10 protein-coding genes and 1 pseudogene are annotated in these 15,644 nt (G+C 72.3%); 7 read left to right on the forward strand and 4 right to left on the reverse strand.

Annotated features, from left to right (window positions below):
* The first annotated feature begins 198 nt into the window (after window positions 1-198).
* Window positions 199-1,197 (forward strand): ArsR/SmtB family transcription factor, encoded by a 999-nt coding sequence (locus ACFXAZ_RS11580; RefSeq protein ID WP_384587990.1) that lies wholly within the window; start codon window positions 199-201, stop codon window positions 1,195-1,197.
* Window positions 1,198-1,234: 37 nt separating this feature from the next.
* Here ACFXAZ_RS11580 and ACFXAZ_RS11585 read toward each other — a convergent pair whose 3' ends face one another.
* A complete protein-coding gene (locus tag ACFXAZ_RS11585) occupies window positions 1,235-2,905 on the reverse strand; it encodes a glycoside hydrolase family 13 protein (protein ID WP_384587992.1) in 1,671 nt (556 codons plus the stop codon).
* A 500-nt stretch (window positions 2,906-3,405) separates the two neighbouring features.
* On the opposite strand from ACFXAZ_RS11585, the gene ACFXAZ_RS11590 reads away from it, so the two are divergent.
* Entirely contained in the window at window positions 3,406-5,706 is a 2,301-nt protein-coding gene (locus tag ACFXAZ_RS11590) for a LuxR C-terminal-related transcriptional regulator (protein WP_384587995.1), read from the forward strand.
* 277 nt (window positions 5,707-5,983) lie between these two features.
* Here the strand turns inward: ACFXAZ_RS11590 and ACFXAZ_RS11595 are convergent, their stop codons facing one another.
* Window positions 5,984-6,415 (reverse strand): ATP-binding protein, encoded by a 432-nt coding sequence (locus ACFXAZ_RS11595; RefSeq protein ID WP_384587998.1) that lies wholly within the window; start codon window positions 6,413-6,415, stop codon window positions 5,984-5,986.
* Between the two features lie 74 nt (window positions 6,416-6,489).
* Here ACFXAZ_RS11595 and ACFXAZ_RS11600 point away from each other — a divergent pair.
* Window positions 6,490-7,015: pseudogene (locus ACFXAZ_RS11600) on the forward strand (helix-turn-helix domain-containing protein); the annotation flags it as partial.
* A 7-nt stretch (window positions 7,016-7,022) separates the two neighbouring features.
* Window positions 7,023-7,127 (forward strand): DUF397 domain-containing protein, encoded by a 105-nt coding sequence (locus ACFXAZ_RS11605; protein ID WP_384588001.1) that lies wholly within the window; start codon window positions 7,023-7,025, stop codon window positions 7,125-7,127.
* A gap of 75 nt (window positions 7,128-7,202) precedes the next feature.
* On the opposite strand, the gene ACFXAZ_RS11610 is transcribed toward ACFXAZ_RS11605, so the two are convergent.
* Window positions 7,203-10,382, reverse strand: a complete 3,180-nt coding sequence (locus ACFXAZ_RS11610) for a tetratricopeptide repeat protein (protein ID WP_384588004.1) — start codon at window positions 10,380-10,382, stop codon at window positions 7,203-7,205.
* Between the two features lie 400 nt (window positions 10,383-10,782).
* Between ACFXAZ_RS11610 and ACFXAZ_RS11615 the strand changes: the two genes are divergently transcribed.
* Window positions 10,783-11,394, forward strand: coding sequence for a tellurite resistance TerB family protein (locus ACFXAZ_RS11615; RefSeq protein WP_384588007.1), 612 nt, complete (start codon window positions 10,783-10,785; stop codon window positions 11,392-11,394).
* A 351-nt stretch (window positions 11,395-11,745) separates the two neighbouring features.
* Complete coding sequence (locus ACFXAZ_RS11620; RefSeq protein ID WP_384588010.1) at window positions 11,746-12,534, forward strand: hypothetical protein; 789 nt, start codon at window positions 11,746-11,748, stop codon at window positions 12,532-12,534.
* 16 nt (window positions 12,535-12,550) lie between these two features.
* Here the strand turns inward: ACFXAZ_RS11620 and ACFXAZ_RS11625 are convergent, their stop codons facing one another.
* Window positions 12,551-13,519 carry a Dyp-type peroxidase gene (locus ACFXAZ_RS11625; protein WP_384588013.1) on the reverse strand — a complete coding sequence of 323 codons (969 nt, stop codon included), beginning with the start codon at window positions 13,517-13,519 and terminating at the stop codon, window positions 12,551-12,553.
* 893 nt (window positions 13,520-14,412) lie between these two features.
* On the opposite strand from ACFXAZ_RS11625, the gene ACFXAZ_RS11630 reads away from it, so the two are divergent.
* The coding region (locus tag ACFXAZ_RS11630; RefSeq protein ID WP_384588016.1) for a hypothetical protein at window positions 14,413-15,644 on the forward strand (1,232 nt) is incomplete at its 3' end.

Consider the following 15,644-nt stretch of genomic DNA (forward strand, 5'->3'; position numbering starts at 1 on the left):
CGCCAGCCCCGCCCCCCACCGGCGGGGCGGCCGCCCCCCGCCCCCCACCCCCCGGGGGCCCGCCGCCCGGGGCGCGCCCCAGGGGGGGGGGCGGCCGGCGGCCCCCCCCCCCTCGGCCCAACTGTTGCCTGACCGGGCTCCGTCCGGCCATGCTGTTGCGGCTGAACGCAAAGGCTCAGCTCACCGGGGGAGAGCCAGATGCTCCGCGTCCATTTCACCGATGCCGATCTGGCCCGGACCCGGATGGGTGCGGTGTCCGACCCGCTCTGGGACATCGCCATCAGCCTGCACCGGCTCCAGACCAGCCAGGGGCGCTGGGCGCACGCCGAGTGGTACCGGTCGGTGCGGGTGCGGCTGCGCGAGGAGGGGCTGGAGCGGGCCGTACGCAGGGTGCTGCTGCCGCTCTATCCCCGTGCCGCCTACTTTCCGGACTTCCTGACCCCCTACGCCGCCTCCGAAGGGCTGGACTCCGGGCTGGAGGCCGTGCTCGCGGCGCCCGAGCGGCGGGTGCGGGACGAGATCGGCAGGCTCGACCTCGTGGTCGGGGCACCCGCCTGGGCGGCCGGGCTCGGCGAACGGGCCGCCCGCGAGGACCTGGTCCGGCTGCTGCGGGCGTACCACGACACCGCCGTGGCGCCCTACGAGGATCAGGTGCACGCCCGGATCGAGGCCGAGCGGGCCGCGCGGGCGCGGGCGATCAGGGACGGCGGCGTGGAAGGGATGCTGGCCGGGCTCGGGCCATGGGCGCGCTGGGAACGGCCCGTGCTGCACACCGACTACCAGCCCTCCGTGGACCGGGATCTGCGTCTCGGCGGGCGCGGGATACTCCTCGTCCCCTCCTACTTCCTGCTTCAGCGGCCCCTCTCCTTCGCCGATCCCGGACTGCCGCCCGTGCTCGTCTACCCGCTCGTGCACGAGGCACCCGCGACTCCGGCCGCCGTCCGTGAGCGCGCCGCGCTCGCCGCGCTGCTCGGGCCCGCCCGCGCCGCCGCCCTGCGGGCCGTCGTGCACGGCGCCACCACCGGCGAGATCGCCCGCGCCGCCGGGGTGTCGCTGTCCGCCGCCAGCCGCCACGCGACGGTCCTGCGCGACGCCGGGCTGATCACCAGCAGCCGTCAGGGCCCCGCCGTGCTGCACACCCTCACCCCGGCGGGGGCGGCGGTGCTGCGGGCGGGCCGCCGCCCCGGGGCCGGATGACCCCACCGGCCCCGGCTGCGGACCCCCACCGGGCCGCTCAGCCCAGCCACGCCGTCGTGTCCGGCCCCAACCGCCCGTCGTCCGTCAGCGGACCGCTGGTCACCAGCACCTCACCGGGCGGCAGCGGTACGGGCGCGGCGGACAGGTTGGTGACACAGCGCCAGCCGTCCGTGCGGGCGAAGGACAGGACGGCGGGCGGGGTGTCCGCCGCCCAGGTCAGCGTCTCGCCCTCGGTCAGCTTGCGGCGCAGCCGCAGGGCCGTGCGGTACAGCTCCAGCGTCGAGCCCGCCACCCCGTCCTGCGCCTGCGCCGCGTACCGCCCGAACCACCCGGGCTGCGGCAGCCAGGAACCGGCCGCGCCGAAGCCGTACGACGGTCCGGCCGAGGTCCAGGGGAGCGGCACCCGGCAGCCGTCGCGGCCCTTCTGGACGTGGCCGGTCTGTTCCCAGACCGGGTCCTGGAGTACCTCCGGCGGGAGGTCGGCGACCTCGGGCAGGCCCAGTTCCTCGCTCTGGTAGAGGTACGCCGAGCCGGGCAGGGCGAGCATCAGCAGGGTGGCGGCGCGGGCGCGGCGCAGACCGGCGGCCTCGTCGACGGGCGGCCGGGTCCCGCCGGACAGGAGCCAGTCGTCGGTGCCGGTGCCGGGCGGGAGCATCAGGCGGGAGGCGTGCCGGATGACGTCGTGGTTGGACAGCACCCAGGTGGCGGAGGCGCCGGCCGCGCGGGCGGCGTCGAGGGACTCGGCGATCACCTGCCGGAGCGCGTCGGCGTCCCACGGGGTCTGGAGGTACTCGAAGTTGAAGGCCTGGCCGAGTTCGTCGGGCCGGGCGTACCGGACCCGGCGGGCGTTCGGCACCCAGGCTTCCGCGACCGCCATCCGGGGCGGACTGTAGGAGTCCAGGACGCGGCGCCAGTCGCGGTAGATCTCGTGCACCTCGTCGCGGTCGTAGAAGGGGTGGGAGCCGGGCGGGAGGTCGGTGAGGGAGGTCTCGGCGCTCAGCTCCGGATCGCCCAGGTCGCGCAGTGGATCGGCCAGGTCCTTGACGAGGGCGTGGGCGACGTCCACGCGGAAGCCGTCGACGCCCCGATCGGACCAGAAGCGCAGCGTGGTGCGGAAGTCGGCGCGGACGTCGTCGTGGTCCCAGTTCAGATCGGGCTGCTCCGGGGTGAACAGATGCAGATACCACTGGCCGTCCGGGACCCGCCGCCACGCGCTGCCACCGAAGACCGACCGCCAGTCGGTGGGCGGCAGTTCGCCGTGCGCGCCGCGTCCGTCCCGGAAGACGTACCGGTCCCGGGCCGGGGAGCCGGGCCCGGCCGCGAGCGCCTCCTGGAACCACACGTGCAGATGCGAGGTGTGGTTCGGGACGACATCCACGATCACCTTCAGCCCCAGCCGGTGCGCCTCGGCCGCCATCGCGTCGAAGTCGTCCAGGGTGCCCAGGCGGGGATCGACATCGCGGTAGTCGATGACGTCGTACCCGCCGTCGGCCAGCTCGGACGGGTAGAACGGGCTCAGCCACAGCGCGTCCACCCCGAGCGCGGCCAGGTGCCCGAGCCGTTCGGTGATCCCCTTCAGATCCCCGAGCCCGTCGCCGTCGGCGTCACCGAAACTGCGCGGATAGACCTGGTAGACGACGGCCTGCCGCCACCAGTCGGGGTTCTTCGGCGAGAGATCGGGCGGGGCGGGGACGGGGCGTGCGGTCACGCAAACTCCTCTGCGCAGCGAAGTCGGATCGGAGTGGGGAGGCCACGGTAGGAGGCCAGGGTAAGTAAGTCCGACAGAAGGGAAGTCTGTCCCGTTCGCCCGGATGACGAACCCGGACGGCCCACCCCCCGGGCGCAGGGCGGCGCGCGGCGTACGGGGTAGGACGGACAAGGTAGGACGTACGGGGTAGGGCGTACGGGGTAGGACGTACGAGGGAGGGCGTACGGGGGATCACGCCCGGCGACGGCGGATCGCGCCCGGCTACGGCACTCCCGTCCGGGAGGAACTCGTTCTGGCGTACTCCGGACCCCCTCCCCCCACCCTCCCCCCACCCTCTCCGCACCCCCCCGACCCCCCGCACCAGCCCCCTGAACTGGGCCGACACCCGTACGCCGTCACCTTCGCGCCACTTCCCCCACCCCGTCATCCCGTACGCCATTCACGCTCGGCATCCGTATGCCTACGCTGTGATGGTCTGCATGGACTGCATCGGGGGTCGCATGGGGTTCGGATTCGGTCAGCGGCGGGGCGGGCAGCTGCCGGTGGAGCTGACCAGTTTCGTCGGCCGGGGCGCGGAACTCGCGCTGATCCGGACGGCGTTGGAGCAGTCCCGGCTGGTCACGCTGGTCGGCCCCGGCGGGGTCGGCAAGAGCCGTACGGCGCTGCGGGCGGCGGGGATGGTCGCGGGCCGGTACCCGGACGGGGTGCGGCTGGTGGAGCTGTCCGCGCTGCGCGACCCGGAGCTGATCCCGGCGACCCTGGCCGGGGTGCTGGAGCTGCCGGAACAGCCGGGGATGACCCCGCTGGACGCGGTGGTGGAGCACCTGCGCGGCCGACGGCTGCTGCTGGTCCTGGACACCTGTGAGCATCTGGTGGACGCCTGCGCGATGCTCTGCGACATCCTGCTGCGCGAGGCGGGCGGGCTGAGTGTCCTCGCCACCAGCCGCCAGCCGCTGGACGTGCCCGGGGAGCACTGCGTACCGCTCGCCCCGCTGGCCAGGCAGGACGCGGCGGATCTGTTCGTGCAGCGGGCCGCAGCCGTGACCGCCGGTTTCTCCGGCACCGGCGCCGACCGGGAACGCACCCTCGCGCTGGTGGACCGGCTCGACGGCATCCCGCTCGCCCTGGAGCTGGCCGCCGTACGCCTGCGGGCGGTCCCCCTGGCCGAACTGGTCGCCCGTCTCGACCGCCGCTTCGAGGTGCTCACCGGCGGCAGGCGCACCCGGCTCACCCGGCACCAGACCCTGCGGACGGCCATCGACTGGTCCCACGACCTGTGCACCCCCGAGGAGCGCCTGCTGTGGGCCCGGCTCTCGGTGTTCGCCGGGTCCTTCGAACTGTCGGCGGCCGAACGGGTCTGCGCCGACGCCGAACTGGGCGCCGAACAGGTGGTCGAGGCGCTGATCGGCCTGGTGGACAAGTCGGTGGTCCAGCGCATCGGCGAGGACGGCGGACGCTACCGTCTGCTGGACACCATCCGCGAGTACGGCGCGGGCCGCCTGGAGCGCACGCCGGACGCCGGATCGGGCGTGCGGCAACGCCACTTCGCGCACTACGAACACCTGGTCGCCCGGTTCTGGGACGAGTTCCTGAGCCCGGCGCAGGTGGCGCTGCACCGGGCGGTGCGCGAGGAGATCGCCGACATCCGGGCCGCCCTGGAGTGGGGCTGCGCGCGGGACGACGCCCAGGCCAAGGACGCGCTGCGGCTGGCGACCCGGCTGGGCGCGTACTGGCGGGCGGCGGGCACCCTGTCCGAGGGCCGGCACTGGATCGACAAGGGCCTGACCCGCGTACCGCAGGACTGCCCCGAGCGGGCCTGGGCCCTTCAGATGACCGGCATCTTCGGTGTGTGGATGGCCGACCTGGAGACCGCGTCCGACCGTTTCCCGCGCGCCCACGAACTGGCGCTGCGGATCGGTGAGGACCGGGTGGAGCGGTCGGCCGCCGCGTATCTCGGCGCGATGACCGTGTTCGGCGGCGACGTCGAGAACGGCCTCGCCGAACTGGAGCGCAACCGGCTGCGGATCGTCGCGTCCGGCGACGGTCTCGCCATCGGGGTCATCCACTACGAGGGCGCGTTGCTGCGCGCGGTGCTCGGCGACACGGCGGGCGCCCTGGAGCTGTGCCGCACGGGTCTCGCGTATCTCGCCGGGGTCGGCGAACGCCAGTTGTACGCGTCGACGCAGAGCACCCAGGGGATGATCCTGTGGCTGAGCGGCGACCACGAGGAGGCCGAACGCTGTTTCCGGGACAGCCTGGAGGCGGCGAGCGAGATCGGCGAGGTGCTGGTGGCCGCGCTGGCCTCGCTGGGCCTGGCCTGGTGCGCCGCCGGACGCGGGCGCCCGGTGCGGGCGTGCTGGCTGCTCGGTTACGCGCAGCACGCGCGGCGCCTGGGCGGCGACCCGGTGTCCTTGCTCCCCCGGCTGCTGGAGGAGCTGGAGGCGGTGGACAAGGCGGTCCGCGCGGCCCTGGGCCCGGCGGACTTCGAACGCTGGCGGGAGGCGGGTTCGCGGATGTCGGGCCAGGAGATCCTGGAGGCCGTCCGCACGGACACGGACATCCCGGCCCCGCCCCAGCCCGCGTCCGTGCCCGGGGCCCGTTCCCCCCTCCGCTCCGCCGACTCCCTCACCCGCCGCGAACGCGAGGTCGCCGCCCTGGTCGCCCAGGGCATGTCCAACCGGGAGATCGCCGAACGCCTGGTCATCTCCAAACGCACGGTGGACGCCCACGTGGAACACATTCTGGCCAAACTCGGCATCACCTCCAGGACGGAGATCGCGGCGCTGGCAGGCCCTCGCTAGACCTACACTCCCCGGCCCCGGGTACGTACGTATGGGCCGCCCGAGCGGTAGGTGTACGGATCTTCCCCGCTCACGACCATTCCGCCACCCCCGGCACGGCAGGCTGGTCCCTGCCACCCAGGGGACGGGACGCGCGGGGCGCCGGCAGTTGGTCAACCCCCACGGCTGTCATGGCAAGGCCCCCGCACGACACCTCCCCCCGGCGGCACAGCGGGGCTGCCCCTGGTCGGCGGGGCAGCCCCGCTTTCATGTGTGGGCGTGCGCTCGGGTGCGCGGCTCACCCCACCCCTCTGCCGCCTTCGTCAAGCCGAAAGAACACGGCTTTCGAGACCGCCTTCAGCCCGCCGCGCATGGTGCTCCCCCACTGATCGGCACACGCCTCCACCAGATAGAGCCCGTGCCCACTCTCCCCATCCCTCCTGGCGGGCTGGAGCGGAAGCACCCCCGGCAGATCGTCATGCACCCACACCGTGACGGACGCCTCGGAGACCGCCACCTCCATGCGGATGAGCGGCGTACGAGTGTGCCGGTAGACGTTGGTGACGACTTCGCTGGTGCAGAGCCGTGCCGACTCGGCGAGCGCGTCGTGCCCGGTGGACCGGAGCAGCGTGGCGACGAGGTTGCGCAGTACCCCGGGGACGGTTCGGACGTTGGCTGTGGTGAGGCGGTAGGAGGTTGGCGATGTGGGGGTGGGGGGTGTGGTGGACATGGCGCTGTCTCCCAACTCGGTGGTGGCTGGGTGGTGTTGGGAGAGACGGCTTGCCGACCGCACGGCAACGCCGATTGGGTGCGGAGCTGCGAAGGATCCGGGAGCGCGCCGGTCTCACGCTCGTTGACGCCGCAGCCCAGTTGGGCACGGACCGGACGACCGTCAGCAACATCGAGTCGGGCCGCTTCGGGGTGAGCGGTGAGCACGTACGCACTTGGACCGCGCACTATGGCTGCCCCGACGCCGGATATGTCGACGGAAGAGCGCGGCAAGGGGTGGTGGGAGGACTACCGAGGCGAACTCTCTGCTGGCCTGCTCGATCTCTCCGAGCTGGAGCACCACGCCACGGCGTTACGCGCAGTGCAGATCATGCACATGCCTGGCCTGCTCCAGACCGAGGACTACGCCCGCGCCGTATTCGGTGTGGCGGTGCCGCCCTTGAGTGACATGGATCTCCGTCGACGGCTGTCGCACCGGCTCAAGCGCCGTGACGTGCTCGACCGACCGAAGGCGCCGGCCTGCACGTTCCTGATCCACGAGGCTGCTCTGCGCATGGAGTTCGGCGGCCGGAGCATCGCCCCAGCACAGCTTGCCCATCTCCATGCTCATGCGCGAGAGCGACAGCCCTGAGGTGATCGTGACGACGACCCCCGCGAAGCTCGCGGCGTTTCTGGCAGGTGTGAAGGCGGGGGAGTTCGACCATCTCGTCTAGATCACCCGCACTCCGAACGACCCCCTGCTTCCGGCGGGGGGTCGTTCGGAGTGAGTGGAGACGACCGGGTCCGATTCACCGCTCCCGTTCGACCGCCACCCCCATCGCCCCCCGCAGCTCCGCCAGCGCCCGTTCCGCACGGGCCTCCTCCACCCGCGCGCCGAGCCTCCGGCTCACGGTCGCGCTGGCCGTCAGATGCGTCACGGCGTCGGCCAGGCGGCCGGTGTCGTGTTCGGCGCGGGCCAAGTCGTAGAGGGCGTCGGCCTCTTCGCCGCCCGCCCTGATGCTGCGGGCCACCTCCAGGGCGGCGGTGTGCCAGGCGAGGGCCTGTTCGGAGCGGCCGGCGGCGCGGTGCGCCCGGCCGATGCGGTTCAGCGCGAGGGTCTCACCCCTGCGGTCGCCGACGTCCCGCAGGACGGGAAGCGTCTCGTCGTACAGCGCGAGCGCTTCGTCCGTTCTGCCCAGGACGTCCAGCACGCTCGCCAGGTTCATGGAGATCGTCGCGTGGTCGCGTTTGCTGCCCAGGCCCTCGGCCACGGAAATCGCTTCCCGGTAATACCCTTCCGCAGCCTCCGGTTCACCCATTCTCTGGTGCAGCTCCGCCACGTTGTTCAAGGCGCTGTATTGGCCGCGCGCATCGCCCAACTCCTTGAACCCCGACAGCGCGGCCGAGAAATTAGACAACGCCTCCCCGTCCTCCGCCAGATGGAGATGGGTGATGCCGAGCAGATTGCGGCTGCGCGCCACCTGCAATGCGCTGCCCGTCTCCCTGCCCATCTCCAGGGAACGCTTCTGGAGTTCCTGCGCGGACGTGTATTGGCCGGATTGCCACAGCGCGACCGACATCCGGTGGATGCTCTGGAGTTCCAGTTCCGTGTCCCCGGCCGCGCGGGCGAGATCCAGGGCCGTACGGGCGTCCGCGAGGCCCTCCTCATAGCGGGAGGCGTGGGTGTGCACCGCGCTCAGGTCGAGCAGCGCCCGCGCCAGCGCCGGGCCGTCGTTCTCGCCGCGCCAGTACGTCACCGCCCGCCGCAGTAGCGGTTCGGCCTTCGCCAGATGTCCTTCCATGTCCAGGAACCCGGCCAGCACATGTACCGCGACGGCCAGTTGACGTTCCGGGCCGTGCTCGGCGGCCCAGTCGAGGGCGTCGAGAAGATTGCCACTCTCGGTGATCAGCCATTTCTCGGCCGCGTGCGCGTCCGCCCAGGTGATCGAGGGCACGGGGGGTGGGTTGTGGCTGGTGTCCGTGGGCGGCGGCGCCACGGCCTCCGGCCGCATCCGGGAGCGGAAAGGGTACGCCAACCGGTCCGCTCGTTCAGCCTCGCGGAGGTAGTGATTCATCAGGTTCCCCACCGCCTGGCGGGCGTCCTGCGCCGAGTCCGCGTCCCCTGCCTCGATCAGCGAGCGCGCGTAGCTGCGCAGCAGATCGTGGACCTTGAACCGGTGCGGGACGGGCTCCGCGACCAGGTGGTAGGTCATCAGGTCCTCCAGTACGCGCTCGGCGGTGGCGGTCGGCAGACCGGTCAGCGCGGCCACCGCGTGCGGGCCGAACTCCACGCCCGCGTGCAGGCCGATACGCCGGAAGACCAGTTGCTGTTCGGCGTCCAGAGAACGGTAGGAACCATCGAACACCCGTGCCATCGTGCGTTCGCCGTCGCGTAGTTCGGCGATCGGCTCGCCGTCCCCGCCGCCCAGTTGCGCCAGCAGATCGGCCGTGGTCCAGGACGGGCGCGCGAGCAGCCGGCTGGCGGCGATCTCGACGGCCAGCGGAACATACCCGCACATCCGGACGATCGCGGCGATCTCCGAGGCGCTGCTCCCGGGTCGCGGCCCCAGCCGCTGGAGGAAGAGCGCGGACGCGTCCTCGGGCGAGAGCACATCGAGCGAGAGCGCCCGGACGCCCGGCAGCCCGGGTAATCGGCGTCGGCTGGTGACGATGACCGCCGTCGGGGACGCACCCGGCAGCAGCGGCTCGACCTGGTCGGAGTCGACGGCGTCGTCCAGGATCACCAGCATCCGCCGGTCCCGGGCGGCCTCCCGCCACAGGGCCACCAGTTCCTCGGTCTCGCGCGGCAGCTCCCGTACGCCCTTGCCGAGCAACCGCAGCAGTTCGGTCAGCAACCGGGCCGGAGTCGGCGGCGTACGGTCGGGTGTGTGGCCGCCCAGGTGGACGATCAGCCGCCCGTCGGGGAAGCGGTCGCGCAACTGGTGACCGACATGGACGGCCAGCGCGGACTTGCCGACGCCGCCCATCCCGTGGATCGCCTCGACCGTCACCACGGCCCCGGGCGCGTCGCCGCCGTCCTCGCGCAGGATCGCACCGAGCCGCCGCAGTTCGTCGCGTCGGCCGACCCAGGGAATGTCGCGGGGGAGGTTGTCGGGCGCGTGGCCCGCCGGGCGTACGGCAACCGGCGCACCGCCCGCTCCACCGCCATCACCCGTTCCGTTGTCACCGCGCGCACCCTGGCGGCCCGCACCCTCCCCCTCCCCGAGCCGCAGCAGCTCCCGCGCGGACGTGCCCGACAGAATCCCCTGATGGACGCGGTGCAGCCGCCGCCCGGCGTCCAGACCGATGTCGCGTACCAGCCGCTGCCGGGTGCGCTGGACCAGCCGGGTCGCCTCGGCCGTGCGATTGCTGCCGTACAGGGCGATGGCCAGCCGTTCCGCCGTGGCCTCGTCCAGCGGATGCTCCGCCACCAGCGGCAGCAGGACGGGCACGGCGTCGGTGTACCGACCGGTGCCGAGCAGGATGTCGGTCCGGGTCATGGCCGCCGTGACCCGGGTCTCGCCGAGAGCGGCCCGAAGATGCTCCGGCCAGGTCCCGGCGATCCCGGCGAGGGGTTCGCCGTGCCACAGGTCGTCCGCCTCGTCCAGCAGCCGCAGGGCGGTCCCGGTGTCGCTCTCCCGCAGCGCACGACTCTGGTGGACCCAGGCGGTGTAGCGGCGCAGGTCCACCCGGTCCGGTTCGGTGCGCAGCACGTAGGAGTTGGTGCGGCTCTCGATCGCGGGCGCCTCGCCGCCAGCGATCCGCAGGGCCGCGCGGATCCGTGACACGTGGGAGTACAGGGCCTCGCGCGGCTTGCCCGGCGGATGGTCGTCCCAGACCCGGTGGACCAGGGTGTCCACACTGACGATCCGGCCGGCGTCCCAGGCGAGCGCGGCCAGCATGATGCGGGTTTTGGTCGATCGCAGATCACCGCGGCGACCGAAGGCACGTACTTCGACCGAACCCGACAGCTGGATCTCGAACTCCACCAGCGTCCTCCCGCCGGTAGGACCGGCCCTCTGTTGGCCGGGCGGTCGAGCCTGCCATGCACCTGCCAGTTCGACCATGTCGCCGAGCAACTACGTCCAAAATCGATCGCTTGAGGGGCCGCTGAAGGGCCGTTCCGTTCGCTTCCGGCCGGGGGCGAGGAGGGGTTCCGGGGGCGGGGAGGGTCCCGGGAGGACGGACATCGACCGAGCCCGAAAGCTGGGCGAGTGGCAGGGTGCCTTCCTTGCCGGCGCTCCGGAACACGGCCGTGCGGAACAGTGGCGTTCGCCTGTTCGGGGGCCTGTGCGGTGGGGCCGTGAGGGAACTTTCCTGTGAGGGCAGACGTTGGCAGAAGGAAGAAACGCGGACAGATATGTGACGGCAGAGGCCGAGGTGGCTGGCATGGCGATGTGGGACCGGATCAAGGACCAGGCCAAGGGCCTGCAACAGCAGGCGCAGGGGGCGCGCGGCTCCAGCGGGCAGAGTGGGCATGGCGGGCAGGGCGGACACGGTGCCCCGGGCGGATTCGGCGGACATGGTGGCACAAGCTCCGGTTCGAGTGGCAGAGGCGGGTCCAAGGCCCAGCTGGTGAGCGCGCTCAAGTCGCAGCTGACCTCGCTGAAGGCTGAGCTGAAGAGCGGTGCGTACCGGGACGCGAGCATGGCGATGGCGGCCCTGGTCGCGGCGGCCGACGGCCATGTGGACCCGACCGAGCGTCAGCACGTGGAGTCGCTCATCCTGAACAACGACGTGCTGTCGAACTTCCCGCCGGAGCAGCTGCGCCAGCGTTTCAACAAGCATGTCGACGCGCTGTCCTTCGACTTCCCGCAGGGCAAGAACCAGGTCCTCCAGGTGATCGCCCAGGCCGGCAAGAAGCCGACCGAGGCCAGGGCGGTCATCCAGACCGGCTTCGTGATCGCCGGCGCCGACGGCTATGTGGCCCCGGCGGAGGAGCAGGTGCTGCGCGAGGCGTGCGGGGTGCTGGGGCTGTCGCCGCAGGAGTTCGGGCTCTGAGGGCTGGGCCCCGACAACCGGCCCGATCACCGGCCCCGATCACCGACCTCGGTCGGCGGTCGGGGCCGTCGTCGTTGCGCAGATCGCTTGGGCGCCCGGCGCCCGCTCACCGCAGTGACCGCCCGTACCGGTTACCCGGCAGTATTCGCACACCCGCCGCACACAGCGTCCCTGTCCGCCCACCCACCGCACCCGTCGCATCCGCGTACGGCGAATCTGTGCAGGAGCGTCACACAGGCTGCACACAGCGGTCCTGAGTCGTCGTTAGCGTTGCTGGCCGCTCGATCTCACGTGCGAACGTGATCAGGCCGCGGCCCCGGCCGCCGGCACGTCAACTCAGGAAGCCCGCAGATGGACTACTGCTCCTCGTGCCAACGGCATCTCAACGGCGCCCTGGTGTGCCCCGGTTGCGGCGCGTACGCGCCCGACATCGCGCCCACGGTGCCCACTCCCCTCACGGCCGCGCCCCCCGCACCGCCCGTCCCTGTCCGGCCGACGGAGGCGACCGAGCTGGCCGAGCAGACCGAACCGCCCGGCGCGATCGGGGCCACCCCCGTAGCCCCACCCCTCTCCCACGGCCGCGCCGCCCGTCGCCGCCAGCTCGCGCGGCTGAAGAAGAGCCAGCGCCGGGCCGTGCTGGCGACCGCCGTCGCGCTGGTCGGGGGCGGGCTCACCCTCTCCACCATGGACCGCGGCGGCTCGGCCGACAGCGCCCAGGCGGCCACGGCACCCGAGACAACGGCGGACATGGGCGGCGTGGACGAGCCGGTCACCGAGCCGGGCACCCCCGCCGTCCCGCCGAGCGGTGGCACGAGCGCACCCCCACGGACGACGGACCCCGCGCAGCCCACCTCACCCGGCACCCCGGCCCAGCGCACCGCCGTACCGGCCGCGGAACAGCCGGACGGCCTCCGCCCGCAGACGCAGGAGGCCGCACCCCCTCCCGCCGTGGTACCCCCGCAGCCGCAGACCACCCCACCGTCGGACGCCGTACCGGACCCGACCTCGCGGACACCCCCGGCATCGACACCACCCGCCGCACCGGCCGCACCCGCACCGGCGCCCAGTCAGCCCCCCGCCACCACCGACCCGTCCGACGACCCGTCGCTCTGCCTCCTGGTCATCTGCCTCGGCGGCTGAGGAAGCGGGTCGGGGGTCAGTCGCCCGCCTCGCGAAGAAAGGAAGCCGACGGCACGAAGAACGAGGTCCCCGTCACCGCCCGCGAGAAATCGAGGAGAGGATCGGGCCCGGCCCCGTCCGTGCCGAGGAACATCCGGCGCAGCATGGTCTCGGGGACGGCGGGATCCCGGGCGTACACGATGAAGTACGTGCCGAACTCGCCGTGTCCCGGCCGCCCGAAGGGCATCGCGGCGCGCAGCACCCGCAGTTCCGAACCGTCGGGTGCGGTGAGGGTGTTGACGTCGACGTGGGAGCCGGGGGCGTCGTCGAGTTCGAGGTTGGTGAGCTTCGTACGGCCGATGACGAGTTCCTGCTCCTCGACGCCGAGTTTGCTCCAGGCGTCCATCTCGTGCAGGTACTTCTGGACGACTACGTAGGAGCCACCGCTGAAGGCGGGGTCCTCGTCGCCGATGAGGGCGGTGTCGGCGGCGGTGTCACCGACCGGGTTCTCGGTGCCGTCGACGAAGCCCAGCAGATTGCGGGAGTCGAAGTACGCGAACGTCTGCACCTCGTCTTGGACTCGGGCCGCGTCACCGAGCCGCCGGACCAGCTCAGCGGCGAGCGCGAAGCACAGGTCGGGCCGTTCGGCACGGATGTGGAAGAGGAGGTCGCCGGGGGTGGCCGGGGCCCGGTGACGGGGGCCGGCCAGCTCCTTGAAGGGGTGCAGCGCGGCCGGGCGAGGGCTGCCGTACAGCGGCTCCCAGACGCGCGCGCCGATCCCGGCCACGCAGCTCAACCGCCCCTCGGGGTGGCCGAATCCGATCGACCGGGTCAGTCCCTCGACCGCGCCGAGCACATCACGGGCGATGCTCTCGCCGCCCGGTTCCAGCGTGAGCACCAGGAAGACGGCGGCGGCCGACGGTGGTCCCGCCACCGGCTGCGGCTCCGGTGACCTCCGTATTCGCGACGACGGCGACGAAGACGACTGCGACGAAGGCGACGACATGGCTCCCCTCTCGTTCGGGTGCGGCCCTGTCCCCGCCGCGGCACTCACCAGCGCACCGCCTCCCGCACCCGGACTCCATGCCCGTCGCCCGTTACGTCCACACCTGTCGACTTCCTTTCAACTCGCCCAGGGGCAAGGGGCATCAGCTCCCCGCCGCCCGCTCCCCGACCGGCCTCCGACGCAGCCCGGCGTCCGTCAGGGATGCCCCCGAGATCCAGCGCGGAGTGGGTGATCGGCGCGCAGTCGTCGTGGTCCCTGTTCCCCACGGACCCGGACATCATCGCGCCCAGACAGTACGCACTGACCTCTATCCCGGTACGCCCCAGCGGGCGGTAGCGCATGCTCATGGGCGGGACGGTGGGCGCTGGAGTGCGCTTCAGGGCAAGGGGGTTCCCTCCGTCCTCTCCGAGCTGCAATGCGTGTGACGGTCGGGCAAATATATGCTAGTACAGGTCATTTGCTCGATTTGGAATACCAGTATGAGAGCCCTAAAGTGTGCGCGTGCCAGGGATCAAGGAATAACGTTTCTGCGCATGCAAATGGGCGGGTTTCTGTCCCGTCATTCCCTGTTCCATGTACATGCCCATAGTCATGCTCATGCCCACCTGTACGTCGTTTCGTGAACAGAAATGCGAACGTGAAAATTAGCGACATCTTCAAGGCCGTACTGCTTGGAATATCCGGACTGGGAGTGGCCGGAGCGACATACACCTGTATTGCCTACTGGGCGGGCGAGTTCTCGTCCTACACGCACTACATGTGACGCAGCCGGAGGGGCGGCGGCCGGGACGGCCGGTCGCCCCTCTCTCACCCGCACGGCCCGCGTCCGCTCGTGCCGTCCTCCGTCCCGGGGGAAGGTGGCAGCACAGCCACTGAGGCACCCGGAGGCGAGCATGGCCCCGACAGCGGATGACGACGGCGCCGCCCCCGCGGACGACACCGGCCCCTCCGAACTGGCCGAACTGCGCTCCCGGGTCGCCGCGCTGGAGAGCGGGCGGGGCGGGGACGGCCCGCCCTCGCATCGCGGACGGTCCGCACTGGCCGCCGTACTGATCACCCTCGGCTGTCTGCTCGCCCCCCTCGCGATCGTCGCGTCCTGGGCCGCGAACGAGGTGGGGGACACCGGCCGTTACGTCGACACCGTCGCGCCGCTGGCCGACGAACCCGCCGTCCAGGACGCCGTGGCCAACCGGGTGACCGACGCGCTGATGACCCGGATCAACCTGTCCACCCTGCTCTCCGGCGTCGCGCCCACCGACCGGCCCCGCCTGGAGAAGGCCCTCGGCCGCCTCGGCGACAGTCTCGAAAGCGCCCTGCGCAGCTTCGTGCACGACAAGGCCCAGGAGGTCGCCGCCTCCGACGCCTTCCACAACCTGTGGACCCAGGCCAACCGCCGGGCCCACAGCGCCCTCGACAAGGCCCTCACCGGCAAGGGCGGCGGCGCGGTCCAGCTCACCGACGACACCGTCACCCTCGACCTCGCCCCCGTCGTCGCCCAGGTCAAACAGCGCCTGGTGGACTCGGGCCTGACCGTCGCCGCACGGATCCCCGACATCCACACCGACCTGACCCTCGTACGCTCCAAGGACATCGGCGAGGTGAAGACGTACGTACGGCTGCTCCAGCTCGCCGGTAACTGGCTCCCGGTGCTCGCCGTGCTGCTCATCGCCGCCGGCGTGCTGCTCGCGTTGCGGCGGCGGCGCGCCCTGGTCGCGGGGTGCCTGGGCGCGGCCTTCGCGGCGCTGGTGCTCGGCATCGGGCTCGATGTCTTCCGGGCCGTCTACCTCGACGCCCTCCCGGCCGGTGTCTCCGCGCCCGCCGCCGGCGCGGTCTACGACACCCTCACCCACTTCCTGCACACCATGGTCCGGATGGTGATCGCCCTGGGCGTCGTCCTCGCCCTGGCCGCCTGGCTCACCGGCCCCGGCCGCCGCGCCGGGCTGGTCCGGCGGCTGTGGAGCGGCGGCATCGGCGCGGTGCGGGGTGTCGCGCAGGGCGCGGGGATGCGGCTCGGTCCGGTGGAGCGGTTCACGCGCCGCTACCGGGTCTGGATCGGCTGGGCGCTGGTGATCGTGGCGCTGGTGGTTTATCTGGTGTGGTCGTATCCGACGGGGTGGGTGGTGGT

Source organism: Streptomyces sp. NPDC059477 (genome assembly GCF_042749375.1).
Classification (GTDB): Bacteria; Actinomycetota; Actinomycetes; order Streptomycetales; family Streptomycetaceae; genus Streptomyces.

Bases quoted from the DNA above. Each gene is read 5' to 3' on its own strand.
- ACFXAZ_RS11620 (WP_384588010.1), top strand. From the start codon at position 11,746: ATGGACTACTGCTCCTCGTGCCAACGGCATCTCAACGGCGCCCTGGTG.
- ACFXAZ_RS11590 (WP_384587995.1), top strand. From the start codon at position 3,406: ATGGGGTTCGGATTCGGTCAGCGGCGGGGCGGGCAGCTGCCGGTGGAG.
- ACFXAZ_RS11615 (WP_384588007.1), top strand. From the start codon at position 10,783: ATGGCGATGTGGGACCGGATCAAGGACCAGGCCAAGGGCCTGCAACAG.
- ACFXAZ_RS11595 (WP_384587998.1), bottom strand. From the start codon at position 6,415: ATGTCCACCACACCCCCCACCCCCACATCGCCAACCTCCTACCGCCTC.
- ACFXAZ_RS11625 (WP_384588013.1), bottom strand. From the start codon at position 13,519: ATGTCGTCGCCTTCGTCGCAGTCGTCTTCGTCGCCGTCGTCGCGAATA.
- ACFXAZ_RS11605 (WP_384588001.1), top strand. From the start codon at position 7,023: ATGCGCGAGAGCGACAGCCCTGAGGTGATCGTGACGACGACCCCCGCG.
- ACFXAZ_RS11580 (WP_384587990.1), top strand. From the start codon at position 199: ATGCTCCGCGTCCATTTCACCGATGCCGATCTGGCCCGGACCCGGATG.